The sequence below is a fragment of the Streptomyces caelestis genome, assembly GCF_014205255.1.
GTDB lineage: Bacteria > Actinomycetota > Actinomycetes > Streptomycetales > Streptomycetaceae > Streptomyces > Streptomyces caelestis.
In genome coordinates this window covers 6,450,225-6,467,956 of record NZ_JACHNE010000001.1, presented here as the reverse complement: position 1 = coordinate 6,467,956, position 17,732 = coordinate 6,450,225, and the positions used below count along the sequence as shown (strand labels likewise).

The window sequence follows — 17,732 nt, the reverse complement described above, 5'->3', positions numbered from 1 at the left end:
CCCCGAGGGCTCACTCAGTCTCCCCGGACGCCCCCATCCGGTTTTTTCACACCGTGCCGGCCAAGCCTGCGCATGACCTTCACGTCCGTGCCCAGCCGAGGGCGCGCATGATGTCGGACACACGCACGTACACACCGGGGCTGCCGGCCCGACCACAGCCGATCCCCCAGGACACGAGCCCGATCAACCGACCCTGGGCCACCAGCGGCCCCCCGCTGTCGCCCTGGCAGGCATCTCGGCCCCCCTTCGCTTCCCCGGCGCACAGCATGCTCCTGGCGTCGTAGACGCCGTACGCACCACCCGGATACGCCTCCTCGCAGAGAGTGTCCGGGAGCACACGCACGCGTGCGGCCCGCAGACTGTTCGCGTAGTCCCCGGCGCCCGAGATGTCGCCCCATCCGTACACCGTCGCGGCCTGGCCCACGGCATACGCGGGGTCACCGCCGGCCGCCATGCCGATGACCGACTCGGCGGGGAGAGGCTCGGCCAGGGTGAGGACGGCGAAGTCCCCGGCGTTGCTGACACCGTCGTAGGCCGGGTTCACCCAGGTGTCTCGCACGGCGACCTCCCGGCCACCGCGGTCCGAGAGCAGGTCCGTGCGCCCCGCTATGACCCTGAGGTCGCGTACGCGCTCCGGTGGCCCGCCCAGGGCCTCCTCGTCCATGCAGTGGGCCGCGGTGAGCACGGTGCTGCGGCCGACCGCCACGCCGCCACAGAACTGCCCCGCGCGCGCACCCCCGAACCGGTCACGACTGGACAGGGCCACCACCCACGGGCTCTCCGACGCGTCGACGGGGAATCCCCCTACGACGACCCTGTCGGCGGCCACAGGGGCACTGGAGCTCACTGACAGGGCGAATACGACGGCCGCCACGGCCAGCGGCCGGGCCAGGGCCCGGGCAAAGCAACGACGCATACATTCTCCTCACTCCGTGGTATCGATGAGAAACCCAGAGTGATCCACCCTGTTGCGGCCCGCACCCGCGGGGAGGCATACGGAAGGCCCGGTCCCCCTGTGGGGAACCGGGCCTTCCGCGTACGACCGTGACGACTAGTCGAGGTAGTCGCGCAGCACCTGCGAACGGGACGGGTGGCGCAGCTTCGACATGGTCTTGGACTCGATCTGGCGGATCCGCTCACGCGTGACGCCGTACACCTTGCCGATCTCGTCGAGGGTCTTCGGCTGACCGTCGGTGAGACCGAAGCGCATCGAGACGACGCCCGCCTCGCGCTCGGACAGGGTGTCCAGGACGGAGTGCAGCTGCTCCTGCAGGAGCGTGAAGCTGACCGCGTCGGCCGGGACGACCGCCTCGGAGTCCTCGATGAGGTCACCGAACTCGCTGTCGCCGTCCTCGCCGAGCGGGGTGTGCAGCGAGATCGGCTCACGGCCGTACTTCTGGACCTCGATGACCTTCTCCGGGGTCATGTCGAGCTCCTTGGCCAGCTCCTCCGGGGTGGGCTCGCGGCCCAGGTCCTGGAGCATCTGGCGCTGCACGCGCGCGAGCTTGTTGATGACCTCGACCATGTGCACCGGGATGCGGATGGTGCGGGCCTGGTCGGCCATGGCGCGGGTGATCGCCTGACGGATCCACCAGGTGGCGTACGTGGAGAACTTGTAGCCCTTGGTGTAGTCGAACTTCTCGACCGCGCGGATCAGACCGAGGTTGCCCTCCTGGATGAGGTCCAGGAAGAGCATGCCGCGGCCGGTGTAGCGCTTGGCCAGGGAGACCACCAGGCGGAGGTTGGCCTCCAGGAGGTGGTTCTTGGCGCGGCGGCCGTCCTCGGCGATGATCTCCAGCTCGCGCTTGAGCTTCGGGGCGAGCTTGTCGGCGTTGCCCAGCTTGTCCTCGGCGAACAGACCGGCCTCGATGCGCTTGGCGAGCTCGACCTCCTGCTCGGCGTTGAGCAGGGGGACCTTGCCGATCTGCTTGAGGTAGTCCTTGACCGGGTCGGCGGTGGCACCGGCGGCGGCGACCTGCTGGGCGGGCGCGTCGTCCTCGTCATCGTCGGACAGCACGAAGCCGGCGTTCTCCGTGGCCTCGGGCTCCTCGCCGGCCTTGCCGGGAGCGGCCTCCTCGAGAACCTCCTCTTCGAGAAGCTCGACGTCGTCCTTCTTGGCGCTGGTCTTCTTCGCCGCGGTCTTCTTGGCAGGCGCCTTCTTCGCGGCCGCCTTCTTGGCGGTCGTCTTCTTGGCGGCCGCCTTCTTGGCGGGGGCCTCCTCCTCGACGCCGGGCTCGGCGGCGGGTGCCGCAGGCGTGGCGGTGGCGGTGGCCTTCCTGGTGGTCACCGCCTTGGCCGCGACCGTCTTGGTGGCGGTGCGCTTGGCGGGACTCTTCGCTGCGACGCTCTTTCGGGTGCGCTTGGGCTCTGCGGCACTGACCATCAGCGTCACACCCTCTTCCTCGAGGATCTGGTTGAGGCTGCGCAGTACGTTCTTCCACTGAGTGGCCGGAATCTGGTCAGCTTCGAAGGCCCGACGCACGTCATCGCCGGCGATCTGCCCCTCAGCCTTTCCCCGCTCAATCAGAGCCATGACAGAGACGGACTCGGCGATCTCCGGCGGGAGCGTACGGGATGTGCTGGCCGACACGAACAACCTCTCGGAACGTTGGAAAACGGCTTCCGGCCCCGTCCACACGGGACTGGAGCCGACCGCCGGCTTGGGGGTGGGCCGACGGCGCGGGCGGGGGCCGGGAAGATGCACAGCGCCGTGAACGGCGTCCGTATTCCCTCCGCGGCTGTCACCTCTTAGGTCATCGCGTTCTTCCCGCGAGCGTTACGCCCAATTCGCGTGGCCCGAGTCACACCCCGTAAGCGAACAAAAGTGTTCAGATATGGGCAAAGGAGGTCGCATCTGACTGTTACCTGACCGCTCCGGCGGATCCGTGGCCCCTTCGTGCCGTCGGACCCCGCGGGATCGCAAGGATCCCGCGGGGTCCGACGGGAGGCGGTTCACCGAACGGGCACTGCCACAGGAGGGGGGTGGCAGACCCGCCGCGCCGCCCGCGGAACGCGGTCAGTGCTCGCGCGGAGCGGGCACCACGCGTTCCACCTCGGGGTGGACCGTGAGAAGTTGCCGCATCGCCGCCTCGGCCGCGGGCCCGTCGCCGGTGGCGAGGGCGTCACAGATGCGGCCGTGGTGCGCCAGCGACGCCTCGGTCGGCCGGTCACAGCCCGCGACCGGGCCGCCGGAGACCTGGAGGGCAGCGGACACGATCCCTGAGAGGTGCTCCAGCATGCGGTTGCCGGCGACCTGGATGAGCAGCGAGTGGAACTCGGAGTCGGCGCGGGAGAAGGTGAGCGCATCACCCTGGGCCATCGCGTGCCCCATGATCTCGATCATGTCCGCCAGGCGCTGCTGGACGTCCTCGCGCCCGTGCCCGGCGGCGAGGCGGGCGGCGAGCGGCTCGATCGTCCAGCGCAGCTCGCTCAGCTCGCGGCGCTGATCGTCGCGCTGCGGGCCGAAGGCCCGCCACTCGATGATGTCCGGGTCGAGGAGGTTCCAGTCGCTGACGGGGCGCACGCGCGTGCCGACGTTCGGGCGGGCGCTCACCAGGCCCTTGGCCTCCAGGACGCGGAGCGACTCGCGGACGACGGTGCGGGAGACCTCGAACCGCTGGCCGATCTCCTCGGGCACCAGCGGACGGTCGGCGCCCAGGTCGCCTGAGACGATCATCTGACCCAGCTGCTGGACGAGTTGGCCGTGCAGCCCGCGTCCGCGGCTGCCCGCGGCGCGCCTGCCCACCCGGCCCAGCTCGGGGTCCCCGCCGTCCCAGACAGGGGCACCGACGCGGTCGACGGCGGGCGCCTCGGCGTAGGGGTAGCGGTCGAGTTCGCCCGGGCTCGTGAGGCCGGAGTCAGCGGAGCGGGCGGCGGTCATCATGGTGTGCGCAAGGGTACTCACGCATCCTTTGTCGGCGCCGTCTCCAACTCCCTTGAGGTCTTTGGTGAAAAGCACACGAAAGGGTGATCGCTCACCCCGTCGCAATTGACGCCTTATCGGAAAGAAATGGGCGTTCTGCGGGGAGTTGTGCGCATGGCCGGACTAAGGGTTACGGACAGTCGTCACCAAAACCGGCTCCGCAGTGCGGTGAGCAGATACGCGCAGAGCAGCGCGGCCAGCGACAACGTCAGTGCGGCGCCGACAGGTTGGGAGATCATGCTCAGCGCGGCTTCCAGATAGCGCTCTCCCCCGAAGGGCCATCGCGGCAGGAGCGCCTCGCGCAGCCGCATGGGAAGTCCCGCCGCGGTCCGCACGGAGGGCCCCGCCAGGACCTTGTGCACCGCGGGTACGACGAGGAGCGGCACCGCGGCCACGGCGGCGAGCCCCGCCGTGGTGGAACGGAAGACGCCTGCTGCCAGCACGCCCGCCCAGGCGCAGCCGACCACCAGTCCGATCCAACTCGCACTGAGCGAAAGCCAGTCGGCGGGAACCTGGGCGAGCTCCCGTCCGTAGACGAGATAGAGCACCTCGGCGTCGCAGCCGACGGTGAGAGCGGCCAGCATCAGCGCGGTGGCCGTGGTGACGAGCAGTTTGGCGGCCAGCAACCCCAGCCGGCGGGGTACCGTGCCGCGGTCCGCGGCCAGGGCGGGGTGGCGGAACTCGTCGCCGGAGGCCAGCGCGCCGAGCAGCCCCGCGCCGAGCGCCGCGGGCGGCAGGGGTAGCTCCTGGGGCCAGGCGGCCAGCAGGCGCGGTTGCGGGGTGTGCCCGATACGGGCGAGCACGACAGCGGTCACGACGGACACGACGAGCACGGCGGCCCCGGTGCGGAACCCGGTGCCGATCCCGGCGGCACGGCGGATCTCGTAGCGGAGGGGACGGAGCGGGCTGGGGGCGGGGCGGACGGAGATGGGAGGCGGCAGAGGGGGGAGTGCGTCGAGCGTGCGCGCCGTGCGGGCGTCGGCGGGGTGGAACGCGCGGGGTGTCGTCGTCTCCTGAGGACGGGCCTCGGCATCGGACGGGTGGCCGGCCGAGGGCATGTCCGGACGCTCGTGCGCATCTGCGACGGACTGCGCGTGCCCGGCTGAGGGCAACGGCACGTCGGTGACCGGCTTCGGTGCGTCATCGGTGGGTCGCGGCTCAGCCGGGGGCCGCAACTCGGCGGTGGCGGCCACGGGATCAACGGTGACCGGGGCCGGCTTCGGCGCGTCGAGGGTGGGTCGCGGCTCACCGTGAGAAGCCTGCGGCCCAACGATCGCCCCGTGCCCGTCGGTGGCGTGCCCGGGCTCGGCATCCGCGCACTCCGGCTCGGCGCCGACGAGTTCCGCGCGGTCGAGTTGTCCGCACTCGACTTCGACCTGCTGCTCGCCCTGGCCCGCGCTCCCGGACTCAAGCATGTCGGCAGACGTTCGCGCTGGGCCGGCCCTGTGCGACTCGCCCGCCGTCTGCCCTGCCTTGCCCAGGCCCGGGTCACGGCCGCCATGCGGCTCACCTGCCTCCGTTGCTCCCGCCCCTGGCCCCATGTCTCCGATCTCGTCGGCGAGTTGGTGAACGACGATGCCGTGGCGGAACGCTGTCTCGCCGATCTCCGCGCAGGTACTGCCGTACACGGAGAGGCGGTTGCCGCCTTCTCGTACGACTTCGACGGAGCGCTGCGCGGTGCGGGCCTGCTTGGCCAGCAGAGCGGCCAGACGGGCCGCGTGCGGGCTGCGTACGGCGACCCGGGGACGCAGGCGGGTGCGCGAGAACTCCGCGGCCTCCTGGTCGGCCACGAGCCTGCCCTGTTCCAGCGTGACGACGCGGTCGGCGGTGCGCGCGGCTTCCTTGGGGTCGGCCGTGGTGAACAGGACCGTGCCGCCCTGGGCGGCGTGTGCGCGCAGCATGCCGTGCAGCCAGTGACTCTCGCGGGCGGACAGACCGCCGGCGGGGTCGTCCAGGACGAGCGTGTGCGGGTCGGCCAGGAGGGTGCAGGCCAGACCCAGGCGGCGGTCCATGCCGCGCGAGAGGGCGCTGAGGCGTTCGTCGCGCAGGCCCACGAGCCCTACCGCCTCCAGCACTTCGTCGGCGCGCCGGACCGGGACCCCTGCGGCGGCACACAGCATGCGCAGATGACCGCGGACCGTGCGGGCCGGGTGCCCCGGCACGTCGCCGAGCAGCACACCGACCTCGCGCGAGGGATGGGCGATGCGGTGCAGGGGGCGGCCCCGGAAGTAGGTGATGCCCCGGCCCTGTTGGAGTTCCAGCATGAGTCTGAGGACTGTCGTCTTACCGGCGCCCGGTGCTCCGAGCAGCGCGGTGACGCGGCCCGATCGCGCCTCGAAGGAGACGTCGTCGGCTGCGAGCGGAAGCTCTTTGCGGGGATTGCTGGTCAGTCCGAAGGCCTGGATCACCCGCAGCAAGATAGCGCGCTATGTCCGGTTTTTCGGGCAGCGCGAGGCCTGGCTCGGACACGACGATCACCCTTGTCCGGGCCGCGGGAGCATGGCATTTCCGGACCCGCGTCAGACCTCGGGGCGCAGCATCGGGGGGTTGAGCAGAGTCGCCCCACCGGCACGGAAGAGCTGAGCCGGGCGGCCGCCCTGGCGGGTGGTCGTCCCGCCGGTGGGGACGAGGAAGCCCGGCGTGCCCGTGACCTTGCGGTGGAAGTTGCGCGGGTCGAGCGCCACGCCCCACACCGCCTCGTAGACGCGGCGCAACTCTCCGACGGTGAACTCGGGCGGGCAGAAGGCCGTGGCCAGCGACGAGTACTCGATCTTGGAGCGAGCGCGTTCCACTCCGTCCGACAGGATCTGCGCGTGGTCGAACGCGAGCGGCGCGACCGGCTCGGCGTCCCGCCCGTAGCCGCCCTGCTGCAGCAGTTCCTCCACCGGGGCCCAGCGGGCGTTGCTGGCGTCGCCGCCGGCTCTGGGCGCGGGCAGGTCGGGAGCAAGCGCCAGGTGGGCGACACTGACGACCCGCATCCTGGGATCCCGCTTGGGGTCGCCGTAGGTGGCGAGCTGTTCCAGGTGCGCCCCGTTGTCCTGGGCGGGGACAGACGGGTCGTGGACGCGCAGCCCCGTCTCCTCGGCCAGCTCGCGTGCCGCGGCCTGCGCCAGGTCCTCGTCGGCCCGTACGAAGCCGCCGGGGAGCGCCCAACGCCCCTGGAACGGCGGTTCACCCCTGCGTACCGCCAGCGCACACAGCGCATGGCGGCGCACGGTCAGCACGACCAGGTCCACGGTGACGGCAAAGGGCGGAAACGCTGACGGGTCGTAGGGCATGCGGCGATCATAGTCGTCTTCCTGACGATAAGCACTCCCTTCCGCGGTCGCATCGGCGACTGATCCACTCCGGTCGGATATGGACTTCACTGTTCGGCCCGGTTGTCCGGTGGTTGAACGTCGTACCAGGTCACGCCCCCAGTTGAAGTCCGTCGGCCGCTTCCTCGACCATCGCGAGGCCGAGCCGGCTGACCCGCACGGAGAACGGGGCGCCCGCGATCCGCAGTCCCGTGAAGCCGATCTCGCCCAGGGGCGCGCTGCGCATCGGGCACAGGGTGACCGTCCCGGCCGGGGCGTCGGGGCGGATGCCGACGAGCGTGGTCAGCAGCAGCACTCCGGCGGCCGCCGGTATGGCCGCGGGGCGGCAAGCAGCCGGGTGCGGGAGGGGAGCGCTCCCCTCCGTGCGCTGTTCCCCCGCGTACATGTCGGGCAGCCGGTGGGCGAAGGTCTCGGCGGCCGCGAGTACGCCGCGCAGCAGCGCGGTCGCCTCCTTCTCGTAGCCGGTGGCGGCCAGGCCCGCGACGGCGAGCGCGGTCTCCTGGACCCGTACGGCCCCGGCGCGGTGGCCGAACGGATTGAATCCCGGTTCCTTCGCGCCCAGCCCGCGCAGGCCCCAGCCCGAGTCCATGACAGGGCTGCCGAGCAGCCGGGCGAGGTTCTCGGTCTGGACCTTGTCGAGCAGACCCGGTGCCAAGGCGCCCTCGCCCAGCAGGCCGGTGTCGAGGAGGTGGACGGCGGCCGCGCCCAGATGAGGCACGGGCCTGCCGTCCGGGGCACGGGCTGCCGCGGGCCGGCCGCCCCCGAGGTCGTCGACCCAGAACTCCCTGCGGAAGGCGGTCCGTATGGACTGCGCCCACTGCCGGAGTGCCGGTCCGCCCGTGCGGCCGCAGGCGTCGAGCAGGTCGGCGCCGAGGAGCGCGGCACGGTGGGCGTGGGCCTGCGTCTCGCAGCGGACGGGACCGCCGGGGTGCGGGTCGCGCAGGTACGTGTCGTCGCCCACGGTGGTTCGCAGCCAGGTCAGACAGCGCTCGGCGGCGGGCAGCAGCTCCTCCGTCTCTTGCTCGCCGAGGCCCCAGCGGCGGGCCTCGGCGAGCAAGGCGGGGAAGAGCAGCGTGGCCTCCGTACCGGTGCACTGCGGCGGAAGGTGCGGGCCTGCGTCCCGTCGCGGGCCGGGGATCATCCCGGACTGCGGGCCCGGGCCGGTGAGCTGGCTACGGGCGAGGATTCGCAGCGTCCCCGCTGCCAGGCCCGTACCGAGCGGCAGGGCCATCCGGGCGGCCACGAGCGCGTCGGCGGGGGCCAGACCGCAGCGCCAGGGTGCGCCTGCCGCGAGGTGGGTGTCGGCGGGGTTCGCGCAATCGCGCAGCAGGAGAGCCTGGAGGTCCTCGATGCTCGTCCTCAGGAGTGCGGGGGCTCTGGGGTCGTCGCCTTCCGCACGCGCGGCGGCGAGGGGGCTGGTCGCCGCGCGTCCCACGGCTCGGAGCGGACCGGCGCCGTCCGGCCGCACCCGCAGCTCGACGCTTCTGCTGCCGCCCGGCGGCAGGTCGAGCTCCCACCTGAGCAGCCCGGCCGAGGCCAGGGCGTCAGAGGGAGGCGGTGCGGCCGTGACGGACGCGTTGCCGGTGGCGCAGGACCAGCGCAGGCCGGAGTCGTGGACACTGGCGGGGAGTTCCGGTCCGGCGCGGCCCGAGGCGATCGCCCCGAGGTCGGCCAGGTCCGTGCCCAGGGACACCTCGACCGGCAGACGCAGCGGGCGAGGGGCCGCGCTGTGCAGGGTGATCCGCTCCGTGCCGTCCGCGAGACGGTCGCGTTCCACGACCACGTCCGGATCCGGGCCTGCCTGCGGCGACGTGCGGAGCGTGCCCACGAATCTGGCGCGGTCGGCCGCGGCCATACGGGCCTGCACGGCGAGCGGTTCCCGCCCGGCCACGCGGATCTCGCACCGGGAGAGCACGCGCCGGCCTGCGCGGTAGAACCCTTCCAGCCCCTGACCGGTCATCTGCCCTCCCTCCGTGGAGATGGCCAGACCGGGAAGCGCCACGCAGATCATCATGGTGTGGGCGGGCGGCAGGTCGGCAGACCAGCGCAGTCCGGGGATTGTGGCGCCCCGGGGAGGCGCGGCGGACTGCCCTGCGGAGGACGGGCCCCGGCTCTGAGCCAAGGGCGGCGAGGGCGAGCCGTGCCCCGAACCGGAACCAGGGTGACGGTTCTGGCCCGGGCCATGGGGGGACGGACGGCCCCGGTCCGGTGCCGAGGGCGGGCACGAGTCCGGGCCGGTGGCCGGCGAGGCGGGTGAGACACCTCCGGGGAACCTGGGCCCGAACCCGTCGACACATGCCGCCGGCCGCGGAGGGACGTCGTGCTCCCCCGACCGCGGAGCCCCGGCCCCGGGCAGTCCGGGACCCGACCATCGGGGCGGCGGGGGGCCGCCCGGAGCATGGCGGTCGTCGGCGGCGGAGGAGGGCGGAGTCGGCTGATGCATGGAGAGGCTTCCTCTGCGCTCTGTGCGCCTCGATCGAGTTCGGCGCCGGTGCCGGAGGGCTCCGACGGGGCGGGGGCAATGCGGCGTCACGACCCGTCCAGGCGTTCCGCCACTCAGGTGAACGGCGTGAACCTGCTCCGGGTCACGCCCGCGCCGCCGCCCCGGGCGCGTCGAGGCCGTCAGGAGGACACTCACTCCTCCCCCTCGGGGCCCTGGCCGGGCTGCACGCCTTCCCGGCCTGTGTCCCGGCACGGCATGGCCGCCTTCCGCGACGTACGCGCACGTGGGCCGCCCGTGCGTGCGCTGCCGGACCGTGCAGTACCCGCGGTCGCTCGCCCGCTACGTGTGCCGGTTTCTGCGGCACCGGCAGGGCGCGTGGTGCCCGTCGGAGTACTCCGACGGGGAGCCCGGGCGCTCGGGACACGGTCTCCCGTGCGGGTACCCACCTGGGCCGCGCTCGCGGGACCGGCGGAACGGGTACGGCGTCGACGACGTGAGGGCACCGCCGTGGACGCGGATGCTGCTGCGTCGTTCCCAGCGCGCATGCGCTCGCCCTCCATGGCGGCGGGCTCCGGCTGGAACTCGGGCGCGACTGCCTCGCCCGTGCCGACCTCGTCGGCGTCCGGCCGAGCGGGGGAGCTGTCCTTCGCGACGGAGTCGTCTTTCTGCGCGACGGAGCCGTTCACCTGCCCGGTGAAGCTGTTCACCTGCTCGGCGGAGTCGTCCGCCAGAGCCCTGAGACTGTCCGCCCGCTCAACACAGGCGTCCGCCGGAACCAGGGAGTTCTCCGCCCGCTCGACACACTCCTCCGCCCCAGCCCGGGAGCCGCCCGCCCGGGCCTTCAAGCCGTCGGCCTGTGCCGCCGAGCCGGCGGCTCCCGAGCGTCCACGGCCCTCGCGCTCCGCGCGCAGGCAGCTGCGGATCGACTCCGGGTCGAGTCCTTCGTTGCAGGCCTGGTGGAGGAGACGGGCGAAGAGGTAGTCGGGATCCGCGCTCAGGGCCATGGCGAGTGCTTCCCGGGCCTCCAGTTCGTCGCCGGTGGACCATGCGACCCAGCCGGCGAGAGTGAGCGGCGCCGCGGCGTGCTCGCCGTACGGTCCGACGCAGCGGCGGGCCAGCGACCGCCAGAGGCGAAGGGCGTGTCCGGCCTCGTCGCCCTCCATCCACTCGGCCGCGCGGTCACGGGTCGCGCGGTCCTGGAGACCGAGGATCAGCCGGGCGGCCTCGTCGGGCCGGAGAAGTTCGTCGTCGCGGAGGTCCGCCAGGAGCATGCCGGAGACGGGCTGTGCCCCGGCGAAGCGGTCCAGGATCCGCCCGGCCAGTTCCAGTGTCTCGTCGGCCACGTCGGCGCGGCCGGCGTCGTCCAGGATCCTCGGGACCAGCGCCAGGCTGGCGGCGTCCAGAGCGGTCTCCTGCTCGAGAGCGGCGGCGTTCTCCCAGGGGAGCAGCCGGGCCCGCAGCTCCCGGAGCGTGCCGCGCACCTGGATCCCCGCGTAAGTGGCAGCGGCGGCCAGCACCGATGTGCCGGGCAGGCCCATGGCGACTCCCTCGGACGGGCAGCATGCCGCGTTGTCACAGCAGTACGACCAGTAACGGCCATCGGAGATGCACAGCGCCTCGACCACCGTCACGTCCAGGGAACCGCACTCCAGGCGCAGCTTGTGGGCCAGCGGCCTCAGCCGCTCCATGACCTGTCGGCCGGACTCGCCCTTCGCCGGTTCCTGGCAGAGGAAGGCGACCATCGACTCGGGGCGGGCTCCTCGGCGCTCGCTGCCCGTCACCAGGCCGTGGGCCAGTTGCCGGGCCGCTGAGGGCCAGTCGTCCGCGTTGGCGGGGATGCCGAGCCTGGCCCGGCCTCCGAACCGCCCGCGTCCGTCCCTGTCGTGCAGGGCGACCAGGACGATGCTGTCCTCGGGGCGGTATCCGAGCAGATACGGCAGGGCGTCGGCCAGTTCGGCGGGGGTGCGCAGGGTGACCTGGTGCTCGCCGCCGTGGCCGTCGTACGCGGGGCTCGGGACGTGCGGCCCGGCCCCGTCGCTCCCTCGCTTCTCCCGACCACCGTCCTTGTGCCTGCCGTGCGCGTCGGGCCCGGTGATGTCGCCGTTCTCGGAGGATCCAGTCGTTTCGCTGTGGTTGGTCATGCCGAGACGATCTCGCGGAATCCGAAGCTCCGCTTGACCCTGTGGATAACTCCAATCAGGGACACGTCACTCGAAGCAGCGAGGAACCTGATCACCTCTGCGCCGCTCGCGCTGTCAGTGCCGTCCTGTTGTATGGAGGGCATGGAGCACACGAGCAACGCGGATCTCCGGGCGGCGGCCGACACGGTCCTCGCCCGTCTCGTCGGGGACATCTCGGAAACGGCCCGGCTGCGCGAGGACCAGTGGCGGGCCATCGAGGCACTGGTCGCCGACAGACGCCGCGCCCTGGTCGTCCAGCGCACGGGCTGGGGCAAGTCCGCGGTCTACTTCGTGGCGACCTCGCTGCTGCGCAAGCAGGGCAGCGGTCCGACCGTGATCGTGTCCCCGCTGCTGGCGCTCATGCGGAACCAGGTCGAGGCGGCGGCCCGGGCCGGCATCCACGCCCGGACCATCAACTCCTCCAACAGCGAGGAGTGGGAGGCCGTTCAGGACGAGATCGCCGCGGGTGAGGTCGACGTCCTGCTGGTGAGTCCTGAGCGGCTCAACAACCCGGACTTCCGGGACCAGGTGCTGCCCCGGCTCTCGGCCGCCACCGGGCTGCTGGTGGTGGACGAGGCGCACTGCATCTCCGACTGGGGCCACGACTTCCGTCCGGACTACCGCCGACTGCGCACGATGCTCGCCGACCTCCCGCCCGGTGTGCCGGTGCTCGCGACCACCGCCACCGCCAACGCGCGTGTGACGGCCGACGTCGCGGAACAGCTCGGCACCGGGGGCAGTTCGGACGCCCTCGTGCTGCGGGGCCCGCTGGACCGGGACAGCCTGAGCCTGAGCGTGCTACGGCTGTCGGACGCCGCACACCGGATGGCCTGGCTCGCCGAACATCTCGACGAACTGCCGGGTTCCGGGATCATCTACACGCTCACCGTGGCCGCCGCCGAGGAGGTCACCGCCTTCCTCCGGCAGCGTGGGCACACGGTCGCCTCGTACACGGGCAAGACGGAGAACGCCGACCGTCAGCAGGCCGAGGAGGATCTGCTCGCCAACAAGGTGAAGGCGCTGGTCGCCACCTCGGCGCTCGGTATGGGCTTCGACAAGCCTGATCTGGGCTTCGTGGTGCACCTCGGGTCGCCCTCCTCCCCGATCGCCTACTACCAACAGGTGGGCCGTGCGGGACGCGGTGTGGAGCACGCCGAGGTCCTCCTGCTCCCGGGGAAGGAGGACGAGGCGATCTGGGAGTACTTCGCGTCGCTCGCCTTCCCCTCCGAAGAGCTGGTGCGCCGCACGCTCGACATCCTCGCGCACGCGGAGAAGCCCCTGTCGCTGCCCGCCCTGGAGCCCCTGGTGGAGCTGCGCCGCTCCCGCCTGGAGTCCATGCTCAAGGTTCTCGACGTGGACGGTGCGGTCAAGCGGGTCAAGGGAGGCTGGATCGCGACCGGGCAGCCCTGGACGTACGACGCCGAGCGGTACGCGTGGGTGGCGCGTCAGCGCAAGGCCGAGCAGCAGGCGATGCGCGAGTACGCCTCGACGACCGACTGCCGGATGGAGTTCCTGCAGCGCCAGCTGGACGACGAGGCCGCCAAGCCGTGCGGTCGCTGCGACAACTGCGCGGGGCCGCGCTTCTCCGCCGGCACGTCCGCGGAGGCACTCGACGCCGCGCGCGTGGACCTGGGGCGGGCGGGTGTCGAGGTGGAACCCCGCCGGATGTGGCCGACCGGGCTGCCGGCGATCGGAGTGGACCTCAAGGGACGTATCCCGGTCGGCGAACAGGCCGCGCCGGGGCGGGCGTTGGGGCGCCTGTCGGACATCGGCTGGGGCAACCGGCTGCGGCCCATGCTGGCGGGCCAGGCCCCGGACGGGCCCGTGCCGGACGACGTGGCGAAGGCCGTGGTGGGCGTGCTGGCGGACTGGGCCAGGGGACCCGGCGGCTGGGCCCCGGGTGCGTCGGACCCGCAGCCCCGCCCGGTGGGCGTCGTCACCGTCGCCTCCCGCACACGGCCCCGGTTGATCCACTCCCTGGGAGCGCGCATCGCGGAGGTCGGCCGGCTGCCGCTGCTGGGCGCCGTCGAGTACACGGGCGACGTGTACCCGGGGCCCCGGAGCAACAGCGCCCAGCGGCTGAAGGCGCTCGACGGTGCACTGACCGTGCCGCCCGCCCTCGCGTCCGTCCTTGCCGAGGCCCAGGGCCCGGTCCTCCTCGTGGACGACTACACGGAGACCGGCTGGACCCTCGCGGTCGCGGCCCGCATGCTCCGGCGCTCCGGTGCGCAGGGGGTGTTGCCGCTGGTGCTGGCCGTGCAGGGCTGACAGCGCGTCGAGAGCCACGGCCGCCGCATCGTGGCCTGGCATCGGCCCCCTGAGCGGGCATCGCCACCTGCCCGGTCGCGCACACCTCTGGACGCCGCGCACCTCCGTGACGTACGAACGTGTCGTGCTCGAACGCCCCATGGGTGGCATGGCAACGCACGGGGTGGGGATATTAGCCGCGCATCATCTGATAACGGTCGGCTACCCCAATTGCTCGTTGCCGCATTCAAGTTCGACAGGAAGAATTGAGGTCCGCTCCCGCACGGTACGACCGCCGATCCCGGTAGGGCTCCGCTGCGGTGCGCGCTCCCAGAATCCGACCCCGCCCGCAGTGTGGGCGCGTAGCCGAAGGGAGGACCGTGACCTTCGGATTCGCTCCGGCCTCGGCAGCGGCGTCGACATCCGCCGCTTCCGCCAACCGCTTGCTCGAACCCGCGGAATGGGCCGCCGCCGGGATCCCGCTGCTCCGCAACCCCCGTGAAGTCGTCAGCGGACTGCACGCCCGGCACCACCCGCAGCCGGCGACCGCTGTCATCGCCGTGCTCGACCCGGACGAGCGGCTGCGGGCGAGCGCCTCGTTCGTCCGCCGACCGGCTCCCGCCGACGGCTGGATGTTCCGCAACGTGCTGCTGGCGCAGTTGCGCCGGATCATCCCGCACGATCTGCGGCGCCGCACACCGGTCCGTACCGCCGTGCTGCTCTACTGCCGTGAAGGCGACGCCCGTTGGACGGAGGAGGACGGCGCGTGGATGTGGGGGCTGCGTGACGCCTGCACCCTGCACGGGCTGCGTTGCGGGGCGTACATCACGCTGACCCGTGACGGCTGGCAGGTGCTCGGAGAGGGCCGCGGCGGACGCCGCCCTCACTCGGCCTCGGAACCGGAGCCGTTCGCCACGTCGGAGGCACCGCCGCCGCTGTCGCGCACCGGTGGCGCCGCCTCCGAGGTGCTGCGCCGCGCTGCGGCGGCACGCTGAGGCCGCCGGGCATACAGTCCCTGGACAGACCGTCCCTGGCAGGCTGTTCCGCACGGACTCGGGGCCGGGCCCCGTCGTTCGGCACACCAGGTTTCCGGCGACCGGCAGTCGGAACGATCCCCCCGAACGGCACTGAGGCCACCCGGGCAGGACCGCACGCAACCCCGGGGTCCAGCCCTCCGGGCCCGCCGAACCACCCACCGTGCGGAGCCGCCGGAGCGGCGCCCGAGGTCAGCCCCCAGCGCCCGCCCGGACGCCACGGCGCCGGCTCAGACGCTCGTACCCAGCACCGAGTTGATCCGCTGCGGATCACCGCAGACGATCAGCAGGGCGGTGGCCCGGGAGTGGGCCAGGGACAGGGCGCTCACGGCTGCGGCCTCGGCACCGCCGTTGACGGCGACCACGACCACCGGGCGGGACGCCGCGCGGCCGGCGACGGTGGCGTCCGTGTAGAAGACATCGTCACCGGCGTCGTGCTGGGCCCAGTAGGAGGTCTCACCGAAGGACAGCTCGTGGGCGGCCCACGGGTGCTGTTCGCCGGTCGTGATCACCAGGACGTCACCGGGGGCGCGACCGGATTCCAGGAGCAAATCCACGGCTTCCTCGGCGGCGTCGAGCGCGCCATCGGCGGAAGCCGGGATCAGCTGGATCTGCGGGGCGGCCGGAGCGGCGGCACCGGCTGCGGGACCCGACGGACCGGGCGTGGCGGCCGCGTCACGCGGCGTGCGCTGCACCGGCGGCGCCGGCCGGAGAGGACCGGGACGGCCGGGACGCGACGGAGCCGCGGGACGGGGGCCGGGTACGGGGCGAGGGGTCGGCGCGGTGCGGCCGCTGGCCGGAGTGGCGCGGGGACCCTGGGCACTCTCGTGAATCTGAGGCTCCTCGGGAATGAGAGGCATGGGTTGATATTTATCAAACGTTGGTACGGCCCGCTTCGGCGGGTGGCGCATGCGTGCGAACGAAACCGTCAGAAATCGAAGCCGAGCTGACCCCCGATTTCCGGAACGCTTCCGTCCGTACAGCTGCGGACCTTCTTGAGGTGCCGCCACTGGGGCAGCGCATCAAGATACGCCCACGACAACCGGTGGTAGGGGGTGGGGCCCCGCTCCGCCAGTGCGGTCTTGTGCACGGGTGAGGGGTACCCGGCGTTGTCCGCAAAACCGAAGTCTGCATGGTCGAGACCCAGTTCGGCCATCATTTTGTCGCGCTGCACCTTGGCGATCACCGAGGCCGCCGCGACCGCCACGCACGACTGGTCGCCCTTGATCACCGTGCGGACCCGCCAGGGTGCACCGAGATAGTCGTGCTTCCCGTCGAGGATGACCGCGTCGGGGCGGACCGGCAGGGCGTCCAGGGCGCGTCCCGCGGCGAGCCGCAGTGCGGCCGTCATCCCGAGGTCGTCTATCTCCTCCGGGGAGGCGTGCCCCAGGGCGTAGGACGTCACCCACTTCCGCAGTTCCTCGGCGAGTTCGGTGCGTCGCTTGATGGTGAGCAGCTTCGAGTCGGTGAGGCCCTCGGGCGGCCGGCGCAGTCCGGTGATCGCCGCGCAGACGGTGACGGGACCGGCCCACGCGCCGCGCCCCACCTCGTCGAGACCTGCAACGATCTTCGCTCCGGTCGTGGCTCGAAGGGAGCGCTCGACGGTGTGAGTAGGCGGTTCGTACGGCATGGCGCCCCTAGGTTACGCCGCCCGGATCCGCCCGCGACACCCCGGTCGGTCCCGGCGGCGTCAGGGCCCTCGCCAGCCCCTGTCAGGCGCCGCTCGACCGCAGCAGCGGAATCATCAACTGGTGGATCACCCCCTCGATTTCCTGGCCCCGCTATTCGCATCCGCACATCTTGGAGCGGTACATCATCATCGCCGGGATGACTTCGAAGGCGTATCCGTTCGCGGCGTCGGAACGCACCTCGCCTCGCTTGATCCCGCACTCGACGACTTCCCGCAGCATCTTGATGGCAGGCTCCACGACGCCCTCGAAGATCACGGCATGGAAGCGCTCGGCCCGCGTCGTGTCGCACTCGTGAATCACCGAGCGAAGCGCGAAACCCGGGCGGGAGAACACCGCGTCGCGGACCCTCCGGCACAGCGCCAAGAGGTCCTCACGCACGCTCCCCTCGTCCGGCACGGCGTCGAACTGCGGCAGTCCGGCTCGCAGGGCGTCGGCGCAGAAAGCGGAGTTCCGCCACGACGCATCAGCTGCCCGCGCCGTGGGGGCACGGGGTGCTGACCCAGGGCATCTCCGCCGCCTTCATCCCGGACGCGGTCATGACTGTCCTCGCCCTGGCCACCGCATGGTTGGTGATCCAGGTCCGCAAGAGCGACCTGGAGGCGCTCTCCGGCTCGACCGGGCCGAGGTTGGGCTGACGCAACGGCATGGCGAGACGGCTTCGGTGGCCCGCCGGCAGGCTGGAAGCAGGCCTGTCGGCGGCTGCCGGGCCGACCCGTGAACGGCCGCGGATGCCCCACGCGGCGTGCGAACGCGGTCCCAGCAGTGGATCAGGACAGCGAGCAAGCCGTCCATGATCACCCCCTTCGTACTCCCTGCACGTACCTCCAGCGTGTGCGGCTTCATGGCCCACACAGCGGATATCACGACAACGGACAGCCGACCACGGAGAGTTCCCGGT

11 protein-coding genes and 2 pseudogenes are annotated in these 17,732 nt (G+C 72.2%); 3 read left to right on the top strand and 10 right to left on the bottom strand.

Going from position 1 to position 17,732, the window contains the following annotated elements:
• Nucleotides 1–79 precede the first annotated feature (79 nt).
• From HDA41_RS29640 to HDA41_RS29610, 7 genes are all read right to left on the bottom strand, one after another.
• On the bottom strand, nucleotides 80–916 hold the full coding sequence (locus HDA41_RS29640) for a S1 family peptidase (protein ID WP_184989240.1): 837 nt from the start codon (nucleotides 914–916) through the stop codon (nucleotides 80–82).
• 135 nt (nucleotides 917–1,051) lie between these two features.
• Nucleotides 1,052–2,590, bottom strand: coding sequence for an RNA polymerase sigma factor (locus HDA41_RS29635; protein WP_184989237.1), 1,539 nt, complete (start codon nucleotides 2,588–2,590; stop codon nucleotides 1,052–1,054).
• A 426-nt stretch (nucleotides 2,591–3,016) separates the two neighbouring features.
• Complete coding sequence (locus tag HDA41_RS29630; protein ID WP_184989233.1) at nucleotides 3,017–3,904, bottom strand: FadR/GntR family transcriptional regulator; 888 nt, start codon at nucleotides 3,902–3,904, stop codon at nucleotides 3,017–3,019.
• 161 nt (nucleotides 3,905–4,065) lie between these two features.
• Nucleotides 4,066–6,330, bottom strand: coding sequence for an ATP-binding cassette domain-containing protein (locus HDA41_RS29625; RefSeq protein ID WP_184989230.1), 2,265 nt, complete (start codon nucleotides 6,328–6,330; stop codon nucleotides 4,066–4,068).
• A 111-nt stretch (nucleotides 6,331–6,441) separates the two neighbouring features.
• Entirely contained in the window at nucleotides 6,442–7,200 is a 759-nt protein-coding gene (locus tag HDA41_RS29620) for an NUDIX hydrolase (protein WP_184989227.1), read from the bottom strand.
• 130 nt (nucleotides 7,201–7,330) lie between these two features.
• On the bottom strand, nucleotides 7,331–9,250 hold the full coding sequence (locus HDA41_RS29615; RefSeq protein WP_230299663.1) for a glycogen debranching N-terminal domain-containing protein: 1,920 nt from the start codon (nucleotides 9,248–9,250) through the stop codon (nucleotides 7,331–7,333).
• A 623-nt stretch (nucleotides 9,251–9,873) separates the two neighbouring features.
• Complete coding sequence (locus HDA41_RS29610; RefSeq protein ID WP_184989224.1) at nucleotides 9,874–11,823, bottom strand: DUF4192 family protein; 1,950 nt, start codon at nucleotides 11,821–11,823, stop codon at nucleotides 9,874–9,876.
• Between the two features lie 141 nt (nucleotides 11,824–11,964).
• Between HDA41_RS29610 and HDA41_RS29605 the strand changes: the two genes are divergently transcribed.
• Both HDA41_RS29605 and HDA41_RS29600 read left to right on the top strand, forming a co-directional pair.
• The gene (locus HDA41_RS29605; protein ID WP_184989221.1) at nucleotides 11,965–14,130 is read left to right on the top strand and encodes a RecQ family ATP-dependent DNA helicase; all 2,166 of its coding nucleotides are present in this window, start codon (nucleotides 11,965–11,967) and stop codon (nucleotides 14,128–14,130) included.
• Between the two features lie 359 nt (nucleotides 14,131–14,489).
• The gene (locus HDA41_RS29600) at nucleotides 14,490–15,104 is read left to right on the top strand and encodes a hypothetical protein (RefSeq protein ID WP_184989218.1); all 615 of its coding nucleotides are present in this window, start codon (nucleotides 14,490–14,492) and stop codon (nucleotides 15,102–15,104) included.
• Between the two features lie 269 nt (nucleotides 15,105–15,373).
• Here HDA41_RS29600 and HDA41_RS29595 read toward each other — a convergent pair whose 3' ends face one another.
• The 3 genes and pseudogenes from HDA41_RS29595 to HDA41_RS29585 all read right to left on the bottom strand — a co-directional run.
• On the bottom strand, nucleotides 15,374–16,003 hold the full coding sequence (locus HDA41_RS29595; RefSeq protein ID WP_184989215.1) for a hypothetical protein: 630 nt from the start codon (nucleotides 16,001–16,003) through the stop codon (nucleotides 15,374–15,376).
• Nucleotides 16,004–16,071: 68 nt separating this feature from the next.
• Nucleotides 16,072–16,773 carry a ribonuclease HII gene (gene rnhB, locus HDA41_RS29590; protein WP_184989212.1) on the bottom strand — a complete coding sequence of 234 codons (702 nt, stop codon included), beginning with the start codon at nucleotides 16,771–16,773 and terminating at the stop codon, nucleotides 16,072–16,074.
• Between the two features lie 82 nt (nucleotides 16,774–16,855).
• A pseudogene (locus HDA41_RS29585) lies at nucleotides 16,856–17,335 on the bottom strand (TetR-like C-terminal domain-containing protein); the annotation flags it as partial.
• Between HDA41_RS29585 and HDA41_RS29580 the strand changes: the two are divergent.
• Nucleotides 17,287–17,469: pseudogene (locus HDA41_RS29580) on the top strand (MFS transporter); the annotation flags it as partial. The pseudogenes HDA41_RS29585 and HDA41_RS29580 sit on opposite strands and share 49 nt — an antisense overlap.
• Between the last annotated feature and the right edge of the window lie 263 nt (nucleotides 17,470–17,732).